This window comes from Oceanicoccus sp. KOV_DT_Chl (genome assembly GCF_900120175.1).
GTDB lineage: Bacteria > Pseudomonadota > Gammaproteobacteria > Pseudomonadales > Dasaniaceae > Oceanicoccus.
Genome location: NZ_FQLF01000001.1, coordinates 590,326 through 610,999, shown reverse-complemented (window position 1 = coordinate 610,999; position 20,674 = coordinate 590,326). Strand labels below are relative to the sequence as shown.

Genomic DNA, 20,674 nt, shown 5'->3' with positions numbered 1-20,674 from the left:
AACTTCCCATACATTTCGCCACAAGCTAACAGGGGCGGTGATCACTACACAAAGGGCGGCTAAACCATTCGTGCAGAAAAAATTAATCCAAGGCGCTTATTCTCTAGCAGATTTAAGCTATTCTGATCTTTCCTAGCTTCTTCTATGTGCAGTTTTTTGAGGCTTCCAACAGTTCAACACGGATTAACGCCGTATCATTGCCTACATTGGCCCTAATCAGCCCGCCATTTTACCCTAATGTGGCACCAAGCGGCAATTGTTTGGCGGTTGAGAAGCCATATCAACGGGTTGAAATGAGTGCAAAAAGAGGGCCAATATCTACCCTTGTTCGCTCGAAGTCAGACTTTCTGGGCCTTTCACTGCATTAAGTTTTTTTATAACAAGCCATAATTATTTCCTTTGGCGTTGAAAAAAATTGAATTAATAGAGCTACTTAGCGGATGAAGACGGAAAAAATCAGTTAATTCATAGTACGCATCCTCTACCCTAGTGGATGCCAGCGAACCGAGAGTACAAATAATTAAACCACCTTGGCAATGAATCACCATCCCCGACTTTCATTAGCCTACTCCCTACAAGACATTAGCCTTTTCAGTGTTATGCTTTACCAACCATAAAATTCACCTAAATAGCCCGCCTTCCACAGCAACCATAAATACTAATAATGGAAACCTGCCATGTCATCATGCCCCTTTAAAAACATATTAGACCCGGATATTTATATCGGTGGTGGCCACCATGCCATCTTCGCGGGGATCAGAGAGCAATCGGGTGGCCTCGCTTATATCGAGGATCCCATCACCGGCGTGCCATACTGGGCTGTAATGAAGCGCGAGATTGCCGATTACATATGCAAACAGCCGCTACTATTTTCCAGCCAGGCCAAAACTATCCTACCCAAGGAAATGCCAGAGGATGAGATCGCCCTTTCTCGATTAATGCTAGTCAATATGGACCCACCAGAGCATGTAAAGTACCGACGCATTGTCCGCAATGCCTTTACCCCTAAGGCCGTACAAGGCTACGAGCAGCGGTTCCGCGAAGTGGCAAAAGAGACCATCGATAACATTGCCAAACAGGGGCATTGCGAATTCGTCACTGATGTCGCAGCAGAATTACCTTTGGTAGCCATACTGTCACTATGCGGTATCCCAATGAAAGACAAACAACAGTTTTTCGAATGGACTAACACCATGATCTTTACTGAAGATGAAGACATGAGCGGCGAACAAGGGGCTGCAGCCGCTCAAGCTGCGGCGATCGAAGTTTACGCCTATGCTGCCAATCTGGCAGAGCAACACAAAACCACACCCTTAACCGATATTGTTGGCGCCCTGCTTGATGGCACGGTTAACGATGAAAAACTAACGGCCGATGAATTCCAGTTATTTTTCCTTATGCTGATCGCCGCCGGTAACGAAAGTACCCGCTCAGTGATCGCCCACGGCATGCGGCTACTGATTGAACACCCGGACCAATTACAGAAATTAATCGACGATCCAGACCTTATCCCCTTCGCGGTTGAAGAAGTACTTCGCTACAACCCAGCCTTTGTACAAATGCGCCGCACCGTTATGGAAGATGTCGAAATAGCAGGCCAGCAACTCAAAGCTGGCGATAAAATGGTGCTCAACTGGCAAGCTATCAATCATGACCCGGCTATTTTTGAAAACCCGGAGACCTTCGATGTTGAGCGCTTTAAAAACAACCCTGAACTGAGCAGTCAACACCGCGCCTTTGGCACTGGCGAACACTTTTGCATTGGCGCACATATGTCACGGTTAGAAATGCAGGTGATGTTTGAAGAATTTATCCCCCGCTTGAGAAACCCGCAATTTACCGAGCCGGTAGCCTATGTTCGGGATTATTTTGTCAACAGTATCAAGGCAATGCCAATTTCTTTTGACGCGGAAGTTTGATTTAATCGCCAAGCAGCCCGTCAGCCAATAAAATAACGTCCCGCCGGAAACGATATTAATGTCTTTTCCGGCTACGCTCGTCTATTCTTTTTCAATTTTAAAGCAAAGAAAAAGTTGACGCTTATATGAACAAGCAAAACGAGCAAGATCAAAACCCCAGCCACTACCGTATGTCCTACCGTGACGTAGCAATGCACAAGGTAATGTTGCAGGATGTAGTGCGCACAGACGCTTACGAACAAGCGATAGCCGAGGTCGTCAAACCGGAGCACACCGTACTGGATTTTGGTTGCGGCACCGGCATACTTGCTATGTTTGCCGCTCGTGCTGGAGCCAGCAAAGTCATCGCCGTTGATCGCTCTCCCTTTATCAAAACTGCCAAGGAAATCGCACAGGCGAATAATTTTGACAGCATTGATTTTTACCATGACGACCATCAAAGCCTGCAGCTCGATAAAAAAGTCGATGTCATTGTTTCCGAATGGATGGGGCACTGCCTGTTTTATGAAGCTATGCTAGAACCATTGTTAGCCGTTCGTGATCGTTACCTGGCTGCCGATGGCATCATGATTCCCGCCGAAGTGAGCCTCCATGCCGGCCTGGTTTGTGATGAAGACATATTGGAAGACTTATGTTTTTTAAAAGACCAACCCTACGATATTGATTTCTCACCCATAGCGCATGTGCCATTGCAGCAAACAGATTTAGTCACGCTGGACCCTGAGTGTATACTGGAGAATACTGCTCACTTGGGCTCTCTTGATATGCACACCATCAACAAAGCCACCACGCCTAGAGTATTCAGCGGCACAGTCACACCTGAAAAGAACGCTACAGTATTTGCGCTTTGCAGCTGGTTTAGTTCAGCATTAAGTTCAGGCGTGGAGTTTGGTACCGGACCTAGCGATATGCCCACCCACTGGGATCAAATATTGTTTCCGCTACCTGAACCCTTTGTCGTTAGCCCCGGCCGTGAACTAACCATTACTATTTCACCACTGACCGAACAAGTAGGTAAAGAACAGTTTTGGAGCTGGTCCATTACTGATGGGATAACAACGCTAAGTGTTAATGAACAGTCTCAGCCATTAAGCGCCGATCTACCCCAAGGAAAAATATAAGTCACCATCATTAGCATTAAGGTATGTGATTCATGCAATACAATTTTTTATCTACAGTGGAATTAATATCTGGAAAAATATTTTTCAGTTTTGCTTTATTAATAGCTATTTCCCCGATAGCGTCGGCAGAAATTATAACCGACCAACTTATTGGCCGACTCATTGAGGAAAAATTACCCGCGATACTTTATGAGCATAAGAATAAACCTTGGGAGCTAGGGTTATATTCTATTACCGTAAAAAAATCGGGAAAATCAACATTTAGCAGCGATACACGACAGATGAACACCTCCTTGCCGTTGGCCATTGCAATCAGCAGCACAGTTAATCAAACTTTTATGGGCGAAAAAATCAACATCCCCTGTCAAAGCTTGTTCTACACCAACGGGCGGTTTACCATCACCCCATTATTAAAACCTACCGACATCCGGGTTAGTGTAGCCATAGATATCCCCATTCCTGCAGCCAACCTCGATTGTCGAGGCTTCCAGTTACCCATTAGAATCCCACTGGAACAATTGGTCGACAACAATAAAGTACAGTGGCAACAAACCATGGCATCCGAGATTAATACCTTACTGCAAGAAAACGGCTTATAACAACCCAGCAATCTTTATTCCTCTTATTCAACCGGTATGGACCTATGAACTCTATGTTAACTCTGGGATTAATCGGCAGCGTCATCATAGTGATCTTGGCGCTGTACGCAGCACACCTTTGGCGGCAAGCCAATACACGCCAACAGCAAAACCAGCTGGAATCCGAAAAAATATCAACAAATGAAACTCAAGCAGCCGAAGTAGCGCTGAAAAATATCAATATGGTATTGAAAGCTGTAGCACAAGAACAGATTTCCCTGACTGAAGCGGCGATTCGTATCATGGCCTATCGACTGACACTACCCGAAGAGCAACAGCAGCTGGCAATTTTTATTCCCTTCAATGAATTAGCGCTTGCCACCGCCCACATTCCAATTCTTGATGACTGGAAGGCGCTGGAAAAATCACATCGCGATAAATTGGATCTGGAAAAAACGGAGTTGGAAAATTCTTTTAAGCAGGAAATATTAGAAGCAACGCGTCAATATTTGTCGAAGTACTAGCGCTAATCCAGCACCTCTAAAACCCCGGCCGGACTGCGCTCTTTTAACCTGCGATCAGAAAAATAATCCGGCGCAACTCCGTCAGCCACTAATTGCTGGAAATACAGTGTTGGCCAGTTATGTGGCCGACTTGAGTGATTCGTTCGCAGCCTTATGGCCGTTACATCATAGGTATGTGTATTTGGGATCAGCACATTACTACCAGTAACACCATCTTCGGTATCTATGTAGGCATCACTATAATCTGCGCAGGAACCAAAGTGACGAAGGCCGTAATTACTATCGATGCCATATATTGAGAGCGGGTCTAGATACGTTGTGTGTACGACAACTTCACTATTATTCGCCTTAATCGCTTCACAGGCAGCATAAATAATGAAAGCACCACAGCTATGCGCTATCAAGTGCGCACTCACAAGGTTTTTACTTTGCACTATCTGCTTACCAACCAAATGGCCAATACGCTTAGCCTCAATCGCGCAGCGCAGCGGATTTTGTGCATAGCTACTCCAATCAAGGGCCATTATTTGACCTGGATAGTCATGCTGCTGGTAAGTTTTTTTTAACGGATCTACCCAAGATTCAGTATTGTCTTTTACGCCATGGGCTAATAATACCAACCGGCTCTGATCTGTCGAAAACTGAGTAAAATCAATTGCCTCGAATTTTTGTGGCCAGTACATAAATACTAAGAGCACCACAGAAACTAGAATAAAACTAAAAACCGGAAGGAAAATAATTAACCATAGTGCGAGTTGCAACCAATATTTTTTGAAAAAACTCAGCACTGTCATCATTTTTTAACTCGATGTACTACCAAAGAACAAGCAACATGCATCGTTAATCTTTAGTGTAAATCCATAGGACTAACCGCGCTTCCAACCCTCGCGGGTTAAAACAATACCCTGCTCGGCCAGTCTATCGCGAAGCTGATCTGCCAAAGCATAATTTTTATCCGCTCTTGCCTGCTTCATTTCAGCAACTAAAGCATCGACATCAACATCAGCTAATGCATCTTCAGCCACCTCAACATAAAACCATTGATCCAATGGCTGTTGCAGCAAGCCCATCAAAGACGAGGTTTTCAGGAATAGTGATTTTAATTGGCTTTGCTCAGCACCTTTAGCGACCTTCATGGCCTTACCTAAACCATGTAACTCGCGGATGGCGATGGGAGTATTTAAATCATCAAGCAACGCCTGATAAATGGCATGACCAGTAATATCGACACTATCATCGACTTCTACATCAGCCACGGCTTGTAAATATCCGTACAAATTATCCAAGGCCTTACGGGCATTATCCAAAGCCTCAACACTAAAATTCAATTCCGAGCGATAGTGCGCAGACAGAATGGCGAAACGTAGCACTTCACCGGAGTAATGCTCCAGCAAATCATTAACCATTTTAAAATTGCCCAATGACTTGGACATTTTTTCGCCATCGATATTGATGTAGGCGTTGTGCATCCAGTAGCGAACAAATTGTTCGCCACCGTGGGCGCAGGTACTTTGTGCGATTTCATTTTCATGGTGAGGAAATTGTAGATCGATACCGCCACCGTGAATATCAATGGTATTACCTAAATGCTTTTCTATCATCGCCGAGCATTCGAGATGCCAACCTGGACGACCGCGTCCCCAGGGACTATCCCAACCAGGTTCATCTTCACCGGAAGGCTTCCACAATACAAAATCACCCGCGTACTCTTTGTAAGCAGCCACTTCTACCCTTGCCCCCGCCAACATATCATCCAGGGAGCGCTTGGATAACTTGCCGTAATCGTCCATCGATTTCACAGCAAACAGTACATGGCCTTCAGCCGCATAAGCATGCCCGCTGTCGATTAGTGACTGCACCATGGCAATCATTTCATCAACATGTTGAGTCGCAAAGGGAATAATATCCGGCTCAAGATTATTCAGCTTCGCCATATCTTCAAAATAAGCATCCGTATATCGGGCTGAAACTGCGGCGATGGATTCATTATTATCTTTCGCCGCCTGCATAATTTTGTCGTCGATATCGGTAATATTACGCGCGTAAATCACCTTACCGTACAAAGTTTTTAACAGTCTATATAAAGTATCAAACACCACCACCGGTCTGGCGTTACCAATATGCACACGGTTATACACCGTAGGACCACACACATACATTTTGACGGTATCGGGTTCAATTGGCGTAAAAATTTCTTTTTGGCCGCTGTAGCTGTTATAAACTGTTAACGTCATGACTCTCTCAGTTCTAATCGTTCATACCGATAATCGCATACTGACCATTAAAGCGCACTGCTTCTTTGCCCTTACACATAATAGTAGAACTTACTTTAGCGCGAGCTTTACCGCGATTATGGAAAGATTCAAAAAACCCCTCCCAATCAGCATCATCGGGCGCATGACAGGTTGCGACAATGATTTCATCATCAACCGGCGCCAAATAATCTATTTCAGCATGGGCGACGACCATATTCGGATTTATGCCTCGCTGTCGGCCTTGCAAATAAACCATGCCCCAACAATTCATCACCGACACACAATATAAACTCCCACCAAAAGCCGTTAGCTTGTCATTAATTGAAGGGGCCAGGTCGATAGCCAGAGAAAAGCTATCGCCAGTATATTCATACGAACGCATATTCAAATATTGGGTAATGGGTAAATATTGCTGGAAGAACTCATCCAGTAATGGTCTAACCTGTTCAGGCGGCAATAAATCAGCCATAGTTGAAACCTTAAAAATAAATTACAGAAGATCAATCAGGGTTTTAGCCGCAATAAACGGCGTCGTTTCACCACTGGTAACTTTTTGATGCAATACCGGTAGCTGTTTTTTAACGTCCGGATTTTGCTTGAGTTTTAAGCTCAGCATTTCAAGTAGCAGTTTATCCATCCACTCCTGATTCTGGCGCGCACGTTTTTCAGTGAAATAATTATTCTTAACAGCATCCACATAATAATTGCAGATCATGCCCCATACCGTGTCGATGTTATTTTTTTCCTGTGCCGAGCACGTCAGTACTTGCGGGCTCCAAAAGGACGTATGACGCAATAGGTGCATGGCATTTTCGTAGTGCCGCTTGGTTTGCTGAGCGAGGTTTAGTGATTCACCATCGGCTTTATTGATGACTAAAGCGTCCGCCAATTCCATAATCCCACGCTTAATTCCCTGCAACTCATCACCCGCATTTGGCAACATCAGCACCATGAAAAAATCCACCATGCCTGCAACTTCATATTCACTTTGGCCAACCCCTACAGTTTCAACCAAAATCACATCGTAGCCCGCTGCTTCACATAGCAACATAGTTTCACGGGTTTTTTGCGCAACACCACCCAAAGCACCTTCCGAGGGAGAAGGTCGAATAAACGCATATTCTTGCCGGGATAACTCTTCCATCCGGGTTTTATCACCCAGAATGGAACCACCGGCTAAAGGCGAACTGGGATCGACAGCCAGCACCGCGACTTTTTTTCCCTGCGCAATCAGGTGCAGACCAAAGGTTTCAATAAAAGTAGATTTACCGACACCTGGAATACCGGTGATGCCGATACGGATACTATTGCCAGTAAAAGGTAATAACTGCTCTAAAACGAGCTGGGCTTGCTCACGGTGGGAGTCTAGCTTACTCTCGGCCAAAGTAATCGCCTTGGCGAGTGCGCGGCGATTACCTGAGCGTAATTGGTCGAGATCAATAGTCATGGGCGACTGGCGTCAGCGAACAGACGCCTAATATCCTTTTGAGTTGCTAAGCTTGATATAGCCTTAGAGTTTATAAGCTTCGTTAATCGAATCCAATACACCGCGCGCCGCTAAGGGTATTTTAGTCCCAGGGCCAAAAATACCCTTCACACCCGCTTTATACAGATAATCATAATCCTGCTTTGGGATAACGCCACCAGCAACCACGATAATATCGTTAGCACCCTGACTGGCCAGCGCTTTAATCAGCGCAGGGACCAATGTTTTATGACCAGCAGCCTGGGAAGAAACACCGACTACATGCACGTCATTTTCTATGGCCTGCTTGGCAACTTCCTCTGGGGTAGAAAACATAGGTGAAAGGTCGATATCGAATCCAACATCAGCAAATGCCGTCGCAATAACTTTAGCACCACGGTCATGACCATCCTGTCCCATTTTACACACTAGCATACGAGGACGACGACCGTGTTTTTCTACAAAGTTATCAATATCGCTGCTGATGTTCTGCCAGTTTTCATCATCCTGATAGGCACTACCGTAGACACCTGAAACCGTTTGTGCATTGGCATTAAAACGACCGAACTCACGCTCCATGGCAAAAGAAATTTCACCGACTGTGGCACGTAAGCGGGTCGCGTTAACCGCCAGCGCCAATAAATTTCCGTCGCCGGTAACGGCTGCCTGATACAAGGCCTCCAAAGCATCTTCAACTGCAGCCTCATCACGATTGGCTCTTATCTCTGCCAAACGTTTAACTTGTGATTCGCGCACCGCATCGTTATCAATTTCTAAAATATCAACGTCATCTTCCTGGGCCAGAATGTATTTGTTAACACCAACAATGACGTCTTCTCCACGATCAATACGGGCTTGTTTTTTTGCTGCCGACTCTTCAATGCGTAACTTTGGTAGGCCCGTTTCAATTGCTTTCGCCATGCCACCTTTTTCTTCGACTTCAGCAATTAATTCACGCGCCTTATCCGCAATTTCTTTAGTCAGGCTTTCCATCATGTAGGAACCGCCCCAAGGGTCTACAACCTTGGTAATACCCGTTTCTTCCTGAATAATTAATTGAGTATTGCGGGCAATACGCGAAGAAAACTCTGTCGGCAATGCAATCGCTTCATCCAAAGCATTGGTGTGTAAGGATTGCGTACCACCGAAGACTGATGCCATTGCTTCAATCGTGGTTCGCACCACATTGTTATACGGATCTTGCTCGGTTAACGACCAACCCGACGTTTGACTGTGGGTACGCAACATCGACGACTTCGGGTTAGTGGGGTTAAATTCATCAACAATTTCCGCCCACAACAAACGCGCCGCGCGCATTTTGGCTATCTCCATATAGAAGTTCATGCCTATGCCCCAAAAGAAGGACAAACGCGGGGCAAATTGATCAATACCTAAACCAGCAGCAATCGCAGTGCGAATATATTCTTTACCATCGGCCAAGGTGTAAGCTAGTTCAAGAGCGGCATCTGCACCCGCCTCCTGAATGTGATAACCGGAAATAGAAATGGTGTTGAACTTAGGCATATTTTCAGAAGCATAAGCAATGATGTCGCCAATAATTTTCATCGATGGCGCTGGCGGATAAATATAAGTATTACGCACCATAAATTCTTTCAAAATGTCATTCTGAATAGTACCGGCCAACTGGTCAGGACTTACCCCCTGCTCTTCGGCTGCAACTATATAACCAGCCAAAACTGGTAATACCGCACCGTTCATCGTCATGGAAACGGAAACTTTATCCAATGGAATACCATCAAATAAAATTTTCATATCTTCAATTGAATCAATCGCTACACCAGCCTTACCGACATCGCCGGTTACCCGGGGATGATCAGAATCATAGCCACGGTGAGTTGCTAAATCAAAAGCGACTGACACACCTTGACCACCGGCAGCCAATGCATTGCGATAAAAATTATTAGACTCTTCAGCGGTAGAAAATCCTGCGTATTGGCGAATTGTCCAAGGTCGACCAGCGTACATAGTTGCCTGCGGGCCACGAATATAAGGCGCAGTTCCTGGCATAGTATTGGTATATTCCAAACCTGCGATATCTTCCGCAGTATAAAGACATTTAACATCAATGCCCTCTGCCGTATGCCAAGTCAGCTCATCCGGGCTTTTCCCCTTCATCTGTTTAGTGGCCATTGCTTTCCACTCTTCAACGCTAGCTTGTTTTGGTTTGTAATCGGACATGATTAGAAATCTCTTAGTTTGACTATTATTCCGGACGAGCAGGAATAATTATTAGCTGTAAATTTTCAGCTGATTAACAACTAAAAAGCTGAATTAATGATCTTCACCCGGCTGATTAATTTCAATCAGCACCCCATCACAGGATTTTGGGTGAATAAAAATCACTTTGGAATTATGCGCACCATCGGAAGGACCGTCGGATAAAAACCGGTAACCCTTAGCCTTTAAACGCGCTACATCTTCTTCAATATTATCCGAGCGAAAGCATAAGTGATGTAAACCACCACCTCTCTTCTCCAAATAACCGGCAATTGGGCCTTCCCCATTGAGAGGATGCACCAACTCAATACTGGTTGGTGGCACTGGGAAAAAAGCCGTTGACGTTTTTGCAGCGGCAACATCTTCGGTACCATCAAAAGTTAAACCGAAGTCTTCCATAAAGCGTTTAATGCTTGCTTCCAAATCGGGTACTGCGATAGCAATGTGATCTAATGCTGTAATCATTGCACTTCCTTTAAGCGAGTTTCACTTCAACAACTAAATAGCTGCCAAAAATTCAGCCGTCTTACTTTGTTTACGGGCGCGAATATCTTCAGGGGTTTCTTCAATCACCACTTCATCGGGTGTGATTTTAAATAAAGGCTGCCCTTTCTTGATAATCATGCCATCACCTTCGACCAAAATTTTATCGATTGTGCCGGAAAACGGCGCATACACTTTATTGAACATCTTCATCACTTCAACAATGTATAAAGGGTCGCCCTGATTAAAGTGGCTACCTTCTATCACAAACGGATCCATTCCTGGCGCTTCCCGGGAATAAAACATTCCACCACTAAGCGCCAGAATTTCATCAGACTTGGCAACTGGCGGCGGCACTAACACTTTAGCCATTTTTGACTGTAACCCTTCATCTGTTAAGGCATCAGGAATAGTAATAGTCAAGTCATCATTAACACGCAACTCAAAGAAACCTGTTGCCTGTGCCAAGCAAGGCAGTACCGAAAGAATTTCACTACCCAACTGATAACCAGCATGGGCGGCTTGTACCCCTACCCATTGTTCCTTAGATATGCCAGTGGGTGCCGCACCGGCCAATTTAGTTTTGATATCGGCAAAACTTGATACGCCCAATTTATCTTTTAAGGTGCAATAAAAATCGACAGCACTTTGCAGCAATTCATTATCGTGCCCCAAATCATATTGGCCGCAGGCTTACCTGGCACGTAATCCATATGCAAAAAATGATATAAATCGGCCAACACTTCAATTGGATTTTTAACCACTGAACCCTGCCATTTTCGAAAGAAAAATTATGTTGATTGATACTCAACCACCCTGCCATTACATGAGGATCAGCAAACAGTTCATTTAGTGGACGCAGCAATAAACCCGCTTTACGATCCAGCGCATTAACCATTGCCGCCTTATGATCCGCATCACATGAATCCAGAGCATCACCACGAATTTTGTTATAGGCAAATTTTAAATCAATATCATTGGCCGCATTTTTCAACTGACCTACTGCTGTTAAATAAGGCACAATAAAACGTGTGCTTGGACGGGCATTTATATTGTTACCAATAAACCAATTAACTAAACCATAGTGGAACTCTAAATTGGTGGCTAAGTCTTTACCCCGTAAATTTGTCCGACGGATAATTTCTGCCAGACGTTGATAGCTATCCAAACGAGTATCGCCAGTGGTTAATAGCAACGCAATATTTGAATCGTAAGCACCAGCCAGATGATACTTCATAAACACATCGGTATCAGGGTTGTGCATACTAATACCCTGATCATCACGAATCTCACCTTCGATACAGTTAGACCAACGTTCGATAATACCGCCGGCGTGCGGTTGCAATGCATGGTTGGTTGCATTCAAACGCGCTTCAACAGAAGCCGGCTCACGCGGCAGGCGCTCTGGCAGTGGCAAGCGTTTATTGTGGCGCGCAATCAACACCATGACTTCAACCAGTGATTCCGCAATAAAATAATCAGCACTGTCATCAGGGTTAACAAATTTCAGCTTGTAACACAATTCAGTAACGCGGTGCTCTACCTGAATTCGCGTATTCATTTCCATGAAGTAATGTGCTTCACCGTCAACGATACATTCAAAAGTACCTACTGAATCTAATTTTACTGCCTTACCAAAAACTGCGCCCTCGTGTTCCATTTTTCTAAGGATTTCCAAATCCTTTTGTAGCTGTGTAACTTCTGCCGCCCTACCCGCTGTTTCAGCAGTCGCAATAGCAGTCGCCAATTCTTCTTCAGTAACCGACACTTCAAGCAATTTTTGTTCATGCATTTGCAAAGAGCAGTCACGACCACCCATGGTCATACACCACTCGCCATTACCTACTACCTGAATTTCCTGGTGTCGAGTCGTATCAATATTCATTTCAATCAACACGTTTTTATTATCACCAACGCCATTGGTTTTTAATTCGATCAGACATTCCAACACCAATGAAGGTACTTTAGCAGCAGCTTTTTCTACTTTTTCTTCGAGCGTAGCGCCTTTATAAGAATTAGCTGATTGCAAAATACGTTGGCCTTTACCACCACCACCGGCAATGGCTTTTAAACGAAAGCGATTATTCGGTTTTTCAGCCAGCATGCGCTTGGCTTCAACTTGCAGCGCCAGACCAATATCTGCGGCGACGATAATATCGATGCCGGCTCGATACGATGCAGCCAATAAAGCTAACGCTTTTTCTTCTTCGTCCTTGCAGGCAGCAAAATCAACGTCCAGATTATTATCTTTGGCACATTGCTCAAGACCGTCTTTGCCATATTTGGCAAACAACGCCAGACTAGTAGCGTTGTTAACACCTGGTGTAACCGATACGCCAGTTTCCAAGGCAGTACGTTTTGCCTGATCTTTCATGCCAGCAGAGCGCTGGGTAAATGATCCCGGACCAATAAAGTTAAGGCCTGCACGCTCCATGGACTCAACCATCTGCGCATCTTCAGACATAAAACCATAGCCCGCGAAAATAGAATCATAACCATTGCTATGCGCAATATTGATAATCTGCTGAATCCGCTCTTCGCGCTCTTCTTTGGTAGCTCCAGTATAATCAGGCACACGGTGTACACGATCGGGGTCAGTTAACTTACGTAATTCAGGTGCCAAAGCATTGGTGTAGGTAATAGAATCTTTTTCAGATAACAAAATACCGTAACCATGAATGCCCATCTCATCAAACACATCCATTGCTTCTTTGCGAATCGGTCCACGACAGATGATTAGTGGCTTCATGTCTTCACAATTAAAGCTCCGCACCCACGCACTATCAGACTTGCTCAATAGACGGTCGCGATGTATCGCTGGATTATTCATGTAGTAATCATTACTTGTTTTCACTTTAAAGAACCCTTTTTTAAATGCTGTTGTTAGTGTTAGCTTATTTGGCTCGAACGGAGCAAGTCACTATGGCTATCAGAAGAACTCTCGCTGAACGGCGTTCAACGGCTCTGCTGTGTAATGTTCCAGATGGAACGCCATATTTTCCGCTAACACCTTGCGCAGATCGCTAGGCATAACTATTTGTGAAATTGACCCCAGACTTAAAGCCTCATTGGGGTTCATTAATTCTCTTTCATAACGCAAAGCCAATGCCGCTTCTTCCTGCTTTGCCCAATTGGTGACAGCAGTTTCAGCTGCGGTTTTTGCTTCAGTGGCAGACATACCATTACTGGTATTTTCTTCAATAGCTGCAGCGATACGACCAGGCACTGCACCGCGAATAGCTCGCAATTCATCTTTATAAACAAATTCAACACCGGCTGGCCCCATTACCGCAGCGCGGGTAGTTGGCAACGCAATAACAAAATCGGCACCGGTAGGATAGTTGTTGTAAGAAGCGTAAGCACCTCCGAAAGCGTTGCGTACCAGCAACAGGAAGCGCGGCGTACGCAAATCAACAATCGCATCCAGCATGGCACGGCCTGCCTGCACAATACCGTTGCTCTCCTGATCGCGACCAGGCAAGAAACCCGTAGTATCTTCCATAAAAATTATGGGAATGTTGTAGAGATTACAGAAGCGAATAAACCGCGCATTTTTATAGGCCGCATCAATATCGATCTGACCTGAGCCAACCGCCGAATTGTTCGCCACAAAACCAATCACGTTGCCACCCATGCGACCTAACGCACAAATCGTGTTGCGCGCGCGCTCGGGTTGAATTTCAAAATAATCACCGTGATCGCACAGTTGCTGGATCAAAATACTGATATCCAATGGCGTATTAAAACCGGTAGGAGAATTGAAGGCTTTCTTTAACAGGATATCAATATCCCAGGTCTTGCGATCAATAGGATCAGACGTTGGCTGGAACGGCGCCAATTCAGCGTTATTGGCTGGCAGGTAATTTAATAACTGTTTTACTTTTTGCAAAGCAGAAACTTCATCGGGCACCACAAAATCGGTCACCCTGTTTGACTGTGAACACCCGGACCACCTAGCTCATCAGGGGTAACATCTTCACCTAATACCGATTTAACAACACCGGGACCAGTCAAACCAAAAAAGGTGTCATTGGGCTGAATTACGAAACTGCCCTGGCGCGGCAAGTAAGAGCCACCCCCTGCATTAAAGCCAAACATACACATAATTGACGGCACCACACCGCTAATGCGGCGCAAACCAGTAAACGCTTCGGCGTAGCCATCAAGACCACCGACACCGGCAGGCACATAGGCGCCGGCACTATCGTTCATACCGACTAACGGAATCTTGCGCTTGGCAGCCAACTCAAATAAACGCGCCAGCTTTTTACCGTTAGTGGCATCCATTGAGCCAGCACGCACAGTAAAGTCATGACCATAAACGGCGACATCACGTCCGTTTATTTTAACTACTGCAGTTACCAATGAAGCCCCATCCAGGTTGGGACCCCAATTTTGAAATAATATAGTGGGTTCGGTGCCAGCATCTGCAAGTACCTCTAGACGCTCCCATACAGTCATCCGATTCTTGGCATGCTGCTTCTCTGTACTGACTACACCCGCAGCAGTGCGCGGACGATCAATTAACGCCTGACCTGCTTTCAGGGTTTCCTCGTACAGACCGGGCTTATAGTTAATTTGTCCCGGAACAACAAATTCTCTGTCCAGGGTTTCAGCGAAGGGATTGTCCAATGAAGGCGCAACTTGGGAATTATTAGTCATAATAAATACTGTCTCAATGTTTCCTGTTAATGCCTTGTAGTCAGTCGGTGACTGTAAACCACAAGCCTAAAAGCTTTAGCGCTATCGAAAGCAATAGCGTTCCTTTAAAACCATCGGGGAGTATTAAATCAATTAATCGCCAATTGGCACGATCAAGTGACTGGGTGGGACGAATACTCAGCGACTCCCCTCAGAACAGTTTTTTACTGAGTAAGCAGATATTAACGGACGTTGTAGTGCCATATACTACCTACTATCTGATACTGCCTGATTTTATCGCCGCCCTAAAAAGTCAGCATTTTTATATGCTTGCAGCCGTTCGGTAACTACTTCCAGCAACCACAAAAACCTGCCAAACCAGCCCCATTAAACGGGCGGATACCATAATGGGATAAGCGTATTATGTCAATGCAAAAGCAAACATTATCAATAGCTTATGGCCGCAATTTGGCTGGCTTTGAAGGCCATTTAGCGCTTACAATCTGGCCTCTTTTAACCACCTATTAAACCGAGCCAATCGCGGCCGGTGAGATATCGCTTTATGCAGCCATTAACCATCGAGGAACTGCCCTACTGCGCAGATTCGGCACCTCTATTTGCACGGTTACTGGATTTGGAGCAGCCGGTTTATTTGGATAGCGCAGCCCCTTTTTCAGCCCGCGGTCGCTATGATATTTTCAGCGCCGCCCCGGTCGCACTCTGTGAAACCAGCTCAAGTACATCTCCTGCAAGTAGCAAAACCACGTTCTTTGATGAATTGCAGCACTCGCTGCAGCAGCATTTACCGGCGATTAATAACGACTACCACCTCCCCTTCACTGGAGGTGCTTTAGGTTTTTTTGGCTATGACCTCAGCCGTCAACTGGAAGAAATACCGGCATTTGCTATACAAGATTCAACGTTGGCAGATGCCAGCGTGGGAATTTATAGCTGGGCAGTCGTGGTTGATCACCGTAAACGACGAGCAGTGCTAGTCGCCCATCCCCATACTGACCTTAAAGTGCTAACCGATATAAGGCAGCGCCTGAATAGCAATGAGGGCAGACCTGACACTGTAGACTTTCAACTTGAATCTGCATTCACCGCCAACCTCAGCAAGACTGACTATCGACAAGCCTTCGAAACCATTCAGCGCTATATTAGTGCCGGTGATTGCTATCAAATCAATCTGGCCCAACGCTTTAGCGCCGACTTTGAAGGCAGCCCATGGCAAGCCTACCAGCGGCTCAGGAGTACTGCCGCAGCCCCTTTTTCAGCGTATATTCAAACCAAAAACCAAGCGATTCTCAGCGTGTCACCAGAGCGTTTCCTGCACCTTGCCAATCAACGTGTTAGCACCTCCCCCATCAAGGGCACCATTGGTCGCGGCCGCACCCCCGAGCAAGATCAACAACTTGCCCAGCAACTACTGAATAGCGCGAAAGACCGAGCGGAAAACTTGATGATTGTGGATTTGCTGCGCAATGATTTGGGAAAAACCTGTAAACACGGCAGCATTCAAGTGGATGAGCTGTTTGAATTACAGAGTTTCGAAACCGTCCATCATTTGGTCAGCACAATCAGCGGGCAATTGAAAAAGGGCAATACCGCTATTGACCTATTAGCCAGCTGCTTTCCTGGCGGCTCCATTACCGGCGCCCCCAAAGTCAGGGCGATGCAAATTATTGAAGAACTGGAACCGCATCGTCGCTCAGCATACTGCGGTGCCATAGGCTATATCAGCTGTGACGGACAAATGGATACCAATATCGCCATCCGCACCATGGTCTGCGAACAGAATAAAATTCACTGCTGGGCTGGCGGCGGTATTGTGGCCGATTCAGAGTGCGAGTCGGAGTACCAAGAGTGCCTGACCAAGGTAGAAAAACTACTGGCGGCACTCGCATAGAGCAATAAATTTACAGGCTTAAATCTCGCTCACTCGCCTTGATAAATTCTTTTTTGAGGTCTTCGTAGGTATGTACGGCAGGAAACTGCGGGAATTCGGCGATCACATTGTCCGGTGCCTTAAACAAAATACCGGCATGAGCTTCCGCCAACATCGTGGTATCGTTATATGAATCACCAGCAGCAATGGTGCGGTAATACATGGAGTGAAAACCAATCACCGCCTGCCGCTTGGGATTGGCCTGACGCAATTTGTAATCAACCACCTTACCGTCGGCATTGACTTCCAACTTATGACATAGCAAAGCAGGGTAACCCAACTGCTTCATAAAGGGCATACCAAATTCGTAAAAGGTATCCGATAGAATCACCACCTGAAAGCGCTCACGCAACCAATCCAAAAACTCGCGCGCGCCCTCCATTGGCTCAAGTGTTGCAATAACTTGCTGAATATCAGGTAAGCCATAGCCATGCTCATCTAACAAACGCAGGCGCTGTTTCATCAGCACATCGTAGTCAGGAATATCACGAGTGGTCGCTTTCAGCTCTTCAATGCCCGTTTTCTCGGCAAAGTTTATCCAGATTTCAGGGATCAATACCCCCTCCAGGTCAAGACAGGCGATTTCCACAGCAAGGCTCCAATATAAAAAAGACAGAATACTAAAAGCGCGACAATCTACAGGGATTTAAGCAGGCAAGCAATGCTTGTGCAGAACTAGCTTCGATCTGCACTGACTTCAATAGTGAACAGCGCATGATGACTCTCCTCATCTTCATGATGGCCGTGAGCAGGCTCCAACATACCGATACCATAAGCAGCAGTAATACCGAGCAATAACGCTAGCGTTAGTTTTAAGCGATCATGAGAGTGAAACTGCACTTCAGGCAACAAATCACTCAGCGAGATACAAATAAACACACCGGCTGAAAATGCCAATGCAATGCCTACCGCCGTACTGGATTGCTGCCCAAACTGGGCCACCCCCAGAAAAAACAACATCGCGCCCAGTGGACACAATAACGAAAATAACCCAATCACCCACATTCGGGTTTTCGCGCTAGCGTGACTGGCCATTAATAACGACGCAATCGACATGGCATCCAAGGGTTTATGTAAGGCTACTGCGACAAACACCCCCAGCCCGACCAAACCAAACACCCCTGCGTCTTCGCCTATACCCGCCTGCACTGCTGCACCTAACGCCACACCATCAATAATGGTGTGCAAGCCCAAACCCAGAGCCACTCCAATCCAACTCAAACGATTTACTTGATGACCCGGACCGCCATGATCATGCTGACATTCTTCTTGCTTATGCCCATGCTGATGAAAATGAAACATTCTCAGTAACACAAACATAAACAGCAAACCCACCATCAGCCACCAGACTGCCTGATCAACGCCTCCCGCTTCTGGCAAGGTGTAAATGGCATGTGGCAATAAATGGTAAAAGGCAATTCCCAACATTAGCCCCGCGACAAAACTCATCAGCAACTGGGTGCGGGTATGAGTCATTTTTAGCCGTGTAGGCAGCCAACCACCTAGCAAAGAAACCAGTGAAATTAAAAGACAGTAGATAATTAATAGCGTTAAGGCAGTCATAGGGCGCGCATTGTACAGATAGCCAAGCAAACTGTCGCACAATTTTATAACGCCAAATAGTGCCGGCCAGCAATAGGCATAAATATTACAAAATCACGGGAGAGCTAAGTGCCAAGCATGAGCCAAATGACAACATGCCAGGGCAGGAAACAGACAAGCGTTTAATAAACCGGCAACTCAATATGGGCAAATAATTCATCCAGCTCTTGCTTGGTATGCCGTTGATAGGCCTCTTCAACCACTTGTCGAGTAAGGTGCGGCGCAAAATTTTCGATAAAATCAAACATAAAGCCACGTAAAAATGTGCCGCGGCGGAAGCCAATTTTAGTAATACTGGATTCAAATAAATGACTGGCATCCAACGCAACCAAATCACTATCCAAAGCCGGGTCATAAGCCATTTTAGCCACAATACCAATACCCAAACCTAGACGCACATAGGTTTTGATAACATCAGCATCAGCAGCGGTAAATACGACTTTGGGGGCCAAGCCTTTCTCGATGAATGCTTCATCCAATTTGGAGCGACCGGTAAAACCGAACACATAAGTGACAATCGGGTGAGCTGCAATATCTTCCAATGTCAGCTCGGACTTCTGCGCCAAGGCATGGGATTTGGGCACAATAATCGCTCTATCCCATTTATAACAAGGCATCATAATTAAATCGCTAAACAATTCCAGCGCTTCGGTAGCGATGGCAAAATCCACCGTGCCATCTGCAGCCAGTTCCGAGATTTGCATCGGCGTACCTTGATGCATATGCAGCGAGACTTCGGGATATTGCTCAATAAAAGTTTGAATGGTATTAGGTAAGGCGTAACGCGCCTGAGTATGGGTGGTGGCTATCGACAAACTGCCCTTGCGCTCATTGCTGAATTCCTGGGCAACCTGCTTGATGCTTTCCACTTTACGTAGAATTTCACCCACGGTTTTTAAAATAGCCTCACCGGCAGGCGTTACCCTAGTCAGGTGTTTGCCGCTACGGGAAATATTTCTACACCCAGCTCATCTTCCAACAGACGAATTTGCTTACTGATCCCTGGCTGCGAAGTGTAGAGGCTTTGGGCGGTAGCAGAAACATTGAGATCATGGTGGGCAACCTCCCAAATATAACGTAATTGTTGCAACTTCATAGCGTGCACTCCAGCCTAAAGAATAATGATTAAAATCAATTTATATCAATAACTTACGAGGGATACTTAACGTGGTTTTTTAGGGTTAAATTAGTCTCATCGTCAAGCCCTATAAACACAATAGTCTATATAACTAATTTAGCCTAACAAAAGCTAGAATCAATCAAGAAAACCCAGAATGGAATAAGCATTGTTAACACATGCTTGCTAAAATCTGGCGAAAAATAATAGCCAACCGCGACTAGCCTACCGCCGCTTTCGCCATAAAATTGCGTATCAGAGGCACCATATAAACCGGCACCCGTGACATTTGTAAAATCCTGGAAGTCACCGACCCCAGCATATTTGGCGTGGTCGTATCGACACCGTGACTGCCGAGAATAATCATATCAGCGCTGCATTCTGCCGCCTCTCGCAAGATCACTTCTACCGGCTTTCCGGGAATAACACGGACATCTCTTATTTTCGACAAACCCTGCTGGCCATCAATAAACTCTTCTTCCAGCACATCAACAATCCGGCCTTTGACACCATCGATAATACGGCTGATACCCTCTTGCTTAAATTCTTTACGGCTATCATCACTGAGATAACTCTGCACCATAGCATCACCCAAATGGCCTGGCGGCTCCATCACATGGACCACGATGACTCTGGCGTCATACTGCTCCGCCAGCGAATTGACGTGATGCAAGAGATAGTGGGTATGCAATCCCATATCTGTAGCAAATAGTATTGTTTGAATCATTAACAACCACACCTGAATCACAACGTTAGCGCCTGAGTACACAAGAGCTTCTAACA

At 45.7% G+C, this 20,674-nt stretch carries 14 protein-coding genes and 3 pseudogenes; 5 read left to right on the top strand and 12 right to left on the bottom strand.

Annotation, left to right across the window (positions count from 1 at the left end):
- Positions 1-677 precede the first annotated feature (677 nt).
- The 4 genes from UNITIG_RS02825 to UNITIG_RS02810 all read left to right on the top strand — a co-directional run bounded on the left by UNITIG_RS02825 (position 678) and on the right by UNITIG_RS02810 (position 4,142).
- Positions 678-1,919 (top strand): cytochrome P450, encoded by a 1,242-nt coding sequence (locus UNITIG_RS02825; RefSeq protein ID WP_101756999.1) that lies wholly within the window; start codon positions 678-680, stop codon positions 1,917-1,919.
- A 125-nt stretch (positions 1,920-2,044) separates the two neighbouring features.
- A complete protein-coding gene (locus UNITIG_RS02820; protein ID WP_101756998.1) occupies positions 2,045-3,040 on the top strand; it encodes a 50S ribosomal protein L11 methyltransferase in 996 nt (331 codons plus the stop codon).
- A gap of 32 nt (positions 3,041-3,072) precedes the next feature.
- Positions 3,073-3,639, top strand: a complete 567-nt coding sequence (locus UNITIG_RS02815; RefSeq protein WP_101756997.1) for a hypothetical protein — start codon at positions 3,073-3,075, stop codon at positions 3,637-3,639.
- Between the two features lie 44 nt (positions 3,640-3,683).
- The gene (locus UNITIG_RS02810; protein ID WP_101756996.1) at positions 3,684-4,142 is read left to right on the top strand and encodes a DUF2489 domain-containing protein; all 459 of its coding nucleotides are present in this window, start codon (positions 3,684-3,686) and stop codon (positions 4,140-4,142) included.
- Positions 4,143-4,144: 2 nt separating this feature from the next.
- Here the strand turns inward: UNITIG_RS02810 and UNITIG_RS02805 are convergent, their stop codons facing one another.
- The 8 genes and pseudogenes from UNITIG_RS02805 to UNITIG_RS02770 form a co-directional block, all read right to left on the bottom strand.
- Positions 4,145-4,939, bottom strand: a complete 795-nt coding sequence (locus tag UNITIG_RS02805) for a hypothetical protein (protein ID WP_101756995.1) — start codon at positions 4,937-4,939, stop codon at positions 4,145-4,147.
- Positions 4,940-5,008: 69 nt separating this feature from the next.
- On the bottom strand, positions 5,009-6,376 hold the full coding sequence (gene cysS, locus UNITIG_RS02800) for a cysteine--tRNA ligase (protein ID WP_101756994.1): 1,368 nt from the start codon (positions 6,374-6,376) through the stop codon (positions 5,009-5,011).
- A gap of 13 nt (positions 6,377-6,389) precedes the next feature.
- The gene (locus UNITIG_RS02795) at positions 6,390-6,866 is read right to left on the bottom strand and encodes a YiiD C-terminal domain-containing protein (RefSeq protein WP_101756993.1); all 477 of its coding nucleotides are present in this window, start codon (positions 6,864-6,866) and stop codon (positions 6,390-6,392) included.
- Between the two features lie 21 nt (positions 6,867-6,887).
- Positions 6,888-7,844 (bottom strand): methylmalonyl Co-A mutase-associated GTPase MeaB, encoded by a 957-nt coding sequence (gene meaB / locus UNITIG_RS02790; protein WP_101756992.1) that lies wholly within the window; start codon positions 7,842-7,844, stop codon positions 6,888-6,890.
- Positions 7,845-7,907: 63 nt separating this feature from the next.
- Entirely contained in the window at positions 7,908-10,061 is a 2,154-nt protein-coding gene (scpA, locus tag UNITIG_RS02785) for a methylmalonyl-CoA mutase (RefSeq protein WP_101756991.1), read from the bottom strand.
- 93 nt (positions 10,062-10,154) lie between these two features.
- Entirely contained in the window at positions 10,155-10,565 is a 411-nt protein-coding gene (gene mce / locus UNITIG_RS02780) for a methylmalonyl-CoA epimerase (protein ID WP_101756990.1), read from the bottom strand.
- Positions 10,566-10,598: 33 nt separating this feature from the next.
- Positions 10,599-13,413 (bottom strand): annotated as a pseudogene (locus UNITIG_RS02775) (biotin/lipoyl-containing protein).
- Positions 13,414-13,512: 99 nt separating this feature from the next.
- Positions 13,513-15,245 (bottom strand): annotated as a pseudogene (locus UNITIG_RS02770) (acyl-CoA carboxylase subunit beta).
- Between the two features lie 541 nt (positions 15,246-15,786).
- On the opposite strand from UNITIG_RS02770, the gene pabB reads away from it, so the two are divergent.
- Positions 15,787-17,133 (top strand): aminodeoxychorismate synthase component I, encoded by a 1,347-nt coding sequence (pabB, locus tag UNITIG_RS02765; RefSeq protein WP_101756989.1) that lies wholly within the window; start codon positions 15,787-15,789, stop codon positions 17,131-17,133.
- A gap of 10 nt (positions 17,134-17,143) precedes the next feature.
- Here pabB and thrH read toward each other — a convergent pair whose 3' ends face one another.
- The 4 genes and pseudogenes from thrH to UNITIG_RS02745 all read right to left on the bottom strand — a co-directional run bounded on the left by thrH (position 17,144) and on the right by UNITIG_RS02745 (position 20,618).
- Positions 17,144-17,761: a bifunctional phosphoserine phosphatase/homoserine phosphotransferase ThrH gene (gene thrH / locus UNITIG_RS02760; protein WP_101756988.1), complete on the bottom strand. Its 618-nt coding sequence runs from the start codon at positions 17,759-17,761 to the stop codon at positions 17,144-17,146.
- Between the two features lie 86 nt (positions 17,762-17,847).
- The gene (locus tag UNITIG_RS02755; RefSeq protein WP_101757161.1) at positions 17,848-18,735 is read right to left on the bottom strand and encodes a ZIP family metal transporter; all 888 of its coding nucleotides are present in this window, start codon (positions 18,733-18,735) and stop codon (positions 17,848-17,850) included.
- Positions 18,736-18,896: 161 nt separating this feature from the next.
- Positions 18,897-19,870: pseudogene (gene cysB / locus UNITIG_RS02750) on the bottom strand (HTH-type transcriptional regulator CysB).
- Between the two features lie 241 nt (positions 19,871-20,111).
- Positions 20,112-20,618: a universal stress protein gene (locus UNITIG_RS02745; protein WP_145999064.1), complete on the bottom strand. Its 507-nt coding sequence runs from the start codon at positions 20,616-20,618 to the stop codon at positions 20,112-20,114.
- Positions 20,619-20,674 lie beyond the last annotated feature (56 nt).

Excerpts from the sequence above, each read along its gene's own strand:
- UNITIG_RS02820 (WP_101756998.1), top strand. The coding sequence starts at position 2,045 with ATGAACAAGCAAAACGAGCAAGATCAAAACCCCAGCCACTACCGTATG.
- UNITIG_RS02755 (WP_101757161.1), bottom strand. The coding sequence starts at position 18,735 with ATGACTGCCTTAACGCTATTAATTATCTACTGTCTTTTAATTTCACTG.
- UNITIG_RS02795 (WP_101756993.1), bottom strand. The coding sequence starts at position 6,866 with ATGGCTGATTTATTGCCGCCTGAACAGGTTAGACCATTACTGGATGAG.
- cysS (WP_101756994.1), bottom strand. The coding sequence starts at position 6,376 with ATGACGTTAACAGTTTATAACAGCTACAGCGGCCAAAAAGAAATTTTT.
- mce (WP_101756990.1), bottom strand. The coding sequence starts at position 10,565 with ATGATTACAGCATTAGATCACATTGCTATCGCAGTACCCGATTTGGAA.
- UNITIG_RS02745 (WP_145999064.1), bottom strand. The coding sequence starts at position 20,618 with ATGATTCAAACAATACTATTTGCTACAGATATGGGATTGCATACCCAC.
- scpA (WP_101756991.1), bottom strand. The coding sequence starts at position 10,061 with ATGTCCGATTACAAACCAAAACAAGCTAGCGTTGAAGAGTGGAAAGCA.
- meaB (WP_101756992.1), bottom strand. The coding sequence starts at position 7,844 with ATGACTATTGATCTCGACCAATTACGCTCAGGTAATCGCCGCGCACTC.
- UNITIG_RS02810 (WP_101756996.1), top strand. The coding sequence starts at position 3,684 with ATGAACTCTATGTTAACTCTGGGATTAATCGGCAGCGTCATCATAGTG.
- UNITIG_RS02805 (WP_101756995.1), bottom strand. The coding sequence starts at position 4,939 with ATGATGACAGTGCTGAGTTTTTTCAAAAAATATTGGTTGCAACTCGCA.
- UNITIG_RS02825 (WP_101756999.1), top strand. The coding sequence starts at position 678 with ATGTCATCATGCCCCTTTAAAAACATATTAGACCCGGATATTTATATC.
- UNITIG_RS02815 (WP_101756997.1), top strand. The coding sequence starts at position 3,073 with ATGCAATACAATTTTTTATCTACAGTGGAATTAATATCTGGAAAAATA.
- pabB (WP_101756989.1), top strand. The coding sequence starts at position 15,787 with ATGCAGCCATTAACCATCGAGGAACTGCCCTACTGCGCAGATTCGGCA.